Origin of the sequence: Synechococcus sp. CCY9201 (assembly GCF_034931105.1) — a bacterium.
GTDB lineage: Bacteria > Cyanobacteriota > Cyanobacteriia > PCC-6307 > Cyanobiaceae > CBW1002.
In genome coordinates this window covers 1-3,512 of record NZ_JAYGIC010000157.1, presented here as the reverse complement: position 1 = coordinate 3,512, position 3,512 = coordinate 1, and the positions used below count along the sequence as shown (strand labels likewise).

At 65.3% G+C, this 3,512-nt stretch carries 4 protein-coding genes and 2 pseudogenes; all 6 read left to right on the top strand.

The features are described 5' to 3' along the window. The first annotated feature begins 115 nt into the window (after positions 1 to 115). The gene (locus tag VB716_RS15210) at positions 116 to 343 is read left to right on the top strand and encodes an AbrB/MazE/SpoVT family DNA-binding domain-containing protein (RefSeq protein WP_322757150.1); all 228 of its coding nucleotides are present in this window, start codon (positions 116 to 118) and stop codon (positions 341 to 343) included. After that, entirely contained in the window at positions 340 to 756 is a 417-nt protein-coding gene (locus VB716_RS15205) for a type II toxin-antitoxin system death-on-curing family toxin (RefSeq protein WP_323270929.1), read from the top strand. The genes VB716_RS15210 and VB716_RS15205 overlap by 4 nt, the downstream gene beginning before the upstream one ends. Before the next feature lie 14 nt (positions 757 to 770). Then, complete coding sequence (locus VB716_RS15200) at positions 771 to 1,604, top strand: glycosyltransferase family 2 protein (protein WP_323270928.1); 834 nt, start codon at positions 771 to 773, stop codon at positions 1,602 to 1,604. Positions 1,605 to 1,708: 104 nt separating this feature from the next. Beyond that, a pseudogene (locus VB716_RS17530) lies at positions 1,709 to 2,068 on the top strand (hypothetical protein); the annotation flags it as partial. Positions 2,069 to 2,659: 591 nt separating this feature from the next. Next, positions 2,660 to 3,316 carry a hypothetical protein gene (locus VB716_RS15190; protein ID WP_323270925.1) on the top strand — a complete coding sequence of 219 codons (657 nt, stop codon included), beginning with the start codon at positions 2,660 to 2,662 and terminating at the stop codon, positions 3,314 to 3,316. Continuing rightward, positions 3,316 to 3,512, top strand: a pseudogene (locus tag VB716_RS15185) (hypothetical protein); the annotation flags it as partial. The gene VB716_RS15190 and the pseudogene VB716_RS15185, both read left to right, overlap by 1 nt.

Here is a 3,512-nt window from a genome sequence, read left to right as displayed (position 1 = left end):
GGCCCTCGGCGCCGTGGTGAGCGGCCGCGTGCCCCCGGGCGCGATCGTGCGCGGCAACCCGGCGGTGGTGGTGGGGCAGCGATGTAGTATTTAAATGCTACTTGAGGGCTTTGGTGTGTCTGTTGAGGTCACCTTGCGGCGTGCTGGAGGCTCCGTCAGTGCCACCATCCCCAGCGAAATGGCCCGGCGGTTTCACTTCGCTCCTGGCGACCGTGTTCAGGTGATCGAAACAGAGCAAGGCATTCTGTTGTCACCCTTTGATGCCGAGCTGCAGCAGGCCCTGGCCTTGGCATCGGAGCAGGCCAGGCGTTTTCAGCCGGCGCTGCGTGAACTGGCCCAGTGACCCTCCCTGCCGAGCCCCGCTGGGTTCCGGATCTGGCGGTCAGAGCCATCCACCACCAGCAGCTTCTCGAGCACGGGGGCCTGTCTGGTCTGAGGGATGCCGCTCTGCTGGATGCCGCCATGGCAAGGCCCCGCCAGCGATGGTCGTATGGCGAACTGGGCACCATCGTGCCCCTGGCTGCTGCCTACGCCGAGGCGCTGATCAGGGCACATCCCTTTGTTGATGGCAACAAGCGCACTGGGTTTCTCGTCTCGCTTGTGTTCCTCGGCCTCAACGGCTTCCGCTTTGAGGCATCGAACCAGGCGGTGGTGCTGACCATTCAGCGCCTTGCTGCTGGATCCATCCCCTGGGCAGAGCTTGAAGCCTGGTACCAGGCCTGCTCCCATGCCCACACCCCTGGGCCGGCGTCCTGACGACCACACCCTTGTTGCCGGCGCAGTCTTTGCTGATCGTCGTTCCGACCCTCAACTCCCACCCGCTGCTGCCCCGCCTGCTCGCTTCCCTGCAGCAGCAGACCTGGCCCCACTGGCAGCTGCTGTTCATCGATGGGCCCTCCGGAGCGCAGCACCGCCAGTGGCTGCAGCACTGCTGTGCCGCTGAACCCCGTTGCCGCTGGGTCGAGCAGGATCCGGCCGAGCCCGGCATCTTCGGCGCGATGAACCAGGGCTTCGCCGCCGCCGGCCCCGCCGACTGGCTGCTGTTCTGGGGGTCGGACGACTGGGCCGCCTCTCCCACCGTGCTCGCCGCGGCCATGGCAGCTTTGCCTGGTCTGCCCGATCTGCTCGTCTGCAGCGGCCGCTACGTGGCTGCCGATGGCCAGCTCAGCCGGCCCACAGCTTTCCACCCCACAGCTTTCCACCCCATGGCCTTTCGGCCCTTGGCGGGTTCGCATTCGCAGGGCCGACTGGATGCCGCCGCCTACCGCCGCGCCCTCTGGCTCGGCTCCACCCCGCCCCACCAGGCCACCCTGGTCGGCCCCGGCGCCCGCCGCCACCTGGCCCGCTACGCCCCCGGCTTCCGCCTCTCCGCCGACCTCGACTACTTCCTGCAGCTCAGCCGCCACCGCGATCTTCAGGTGCAGTGCCTCGATCTGGAGCTGGTCCACATGGCCGCCGGCGGCATCAGCGGCCAGCAGACCCAGCGCCGCCTCCAGGAGGTGCGCCACGCCTACCGGCGCGCCTTCGGCGGGCTGTGGTGGTTTCCGTTCCTGGCTCGTTATGCCAGGCGGCTGGCCAGTTTGGTTGAGGCGCGTCTAAAATGAAGCTTCACCCTGCAGGGATCCGTTCCTGCGGCGCCCCCTGGCCTCTGGTCTGGGGGCAATTCTTTTGTCATCACCATGTAAATTGTCATCATTAGATTTGAGCTGTGAAGCGCGTTGCTGCTGTTGTAGACGGATTCAATCTTTATCACGGCATTGCATCGCTGCCAGCTTCTGATCGCCTGAAGTGGCTTGATCTCAGGGCTCTGATTCAGATCTTTGCTCCGGCCAATCAATATACGCTGATAGAAGTGGCTTATTTCTCTGCCTACGCCACTTGGGACTTGGAGAAAGAAAAAAGGCATCGAGCTTATGTGAAGGCTCTGGAGCTGAATGGCGTCACGCCAATCATGAGTCACTTCAAGCGCAAGGACAAGCGCTGCCTGGCATGTGGAACCCGCATTCGCCTCCGGGAAGAGAAGGAGTCTGATATCGGGATCATCACGCGGTTGATCCAGCTGGCCTCTGAGGATCAGGCCGATTTCTTTTATGTTGTGTCTGGCGACACCGATCTCAGGCCAGGCCTCCGCCTGTTTCACCATCTTTTTCCTGCAAAGCGCCTGCGCGTTCTGTTTCCGCCCAACCGCCGCAACAACTCGATCGTGGCAGCGGTGGGCGGGCCGCAGCATGTGCGACAGATTGAGGAGCACCACCTTCGTGTCGCTCAGTTGCCTGAGGTGGTGCGCGATGGCACCGGAACTGTCATTGCCCGCCAGCCACGCTCCTACCAGCAACCTCACGCCAGTCATCAAGCCACATCCTCGTTCTGTCTTCATCTTTTCGGTGCTGCCACTCCCAGTGGAGAAGCCCTCAGGCAGCTGGCAGCAAAGGCTGTTCCCGAGTGGCCAGTCTTGCCTTATTCCCGCAAGTCTTCCATCACAGCGGCTCGCTCCAGCGCGTTCCATTCCGCTGATTTCACCAACCCTGCCGCCTTTCAGCCCTCCGGTGAGCCAGGGAGCCCGGCGATCTGGATCAGCTTCGGGCCAATCTGGTTGCTGGCTCCGTTCATCGAGCATCTAGCCCGCCAGCATCCCGCTCGGCTGCAGGGTGTCCAAGGCTTGATCGCCTCCTCCTCCTCCTCTGCCCTCACCAAGCGCTTCGCCGCCAATCGCTTGGATCGCGAGCTGGTCGACCGGCTCACCGCAGCGGAAGATCTGCTGATCGCCAGCTGCCGCCGCCTCGGGATCCCTTGCAGAATCCTTCGGCCCACCCTCATCTACGGCCAGGCGGGCCCCTATGGCGATCACAACCTCAGCCGTCTGATCGGGCTGATGCGGCGTTGGCCTCTGCTGCCTCTTCCTGAGCACACCGGCCTGCGCCAGCCGATCCACGCCACCCAGCTGGCTGCCGTGGCCCTGCACCTGGCCCGCCAGCTGGCCGGTTCCGGTGTGGATTCGGTTCTGGGTGAGCGCATCGCCCTCGGTGGAGACAGCACCCTCAGCTATCGATCCATGCTTCAAGCACTGCAGCACACCCTCCCCCCCACCGACCCGGCCCGTCGCTGCCGCCTGCTGTCCATCCCCAACCGCCTCTTCCTCCTGCTCGCCTCCCCTGTGCTGCTGGTGTCCCCCAAGGCCTTCGAAGCGGTGCTGCGCATGGCCGCCGACCTGGCCGGCTTCTCCCCCAGCCACCAGCTGCTCGGCCAGCCGGCTCAGTCTTTCCCCGTGCTGCCGCTGGCAGGAGTTCAGGCCCAGCCCCGCAGGTCAGCCCGCTGATGGCTCCGATCCCGTCATCCCTGGGTGCACCGCTGGACGGGGCCCTTCTGGTCAGTGCCCTGCTGGCCGGTGCCCTTCTGGCCGGTGCGGTGGCCAGCTGGCTGCTGCTGCGGGCCCTGATCCCGCAGTTGCGCCGCCGGCTGCTCGATCAGCCCAATGCCCGCAGCGCCCACCGGGTGCCGACCCCCCGCGGCGG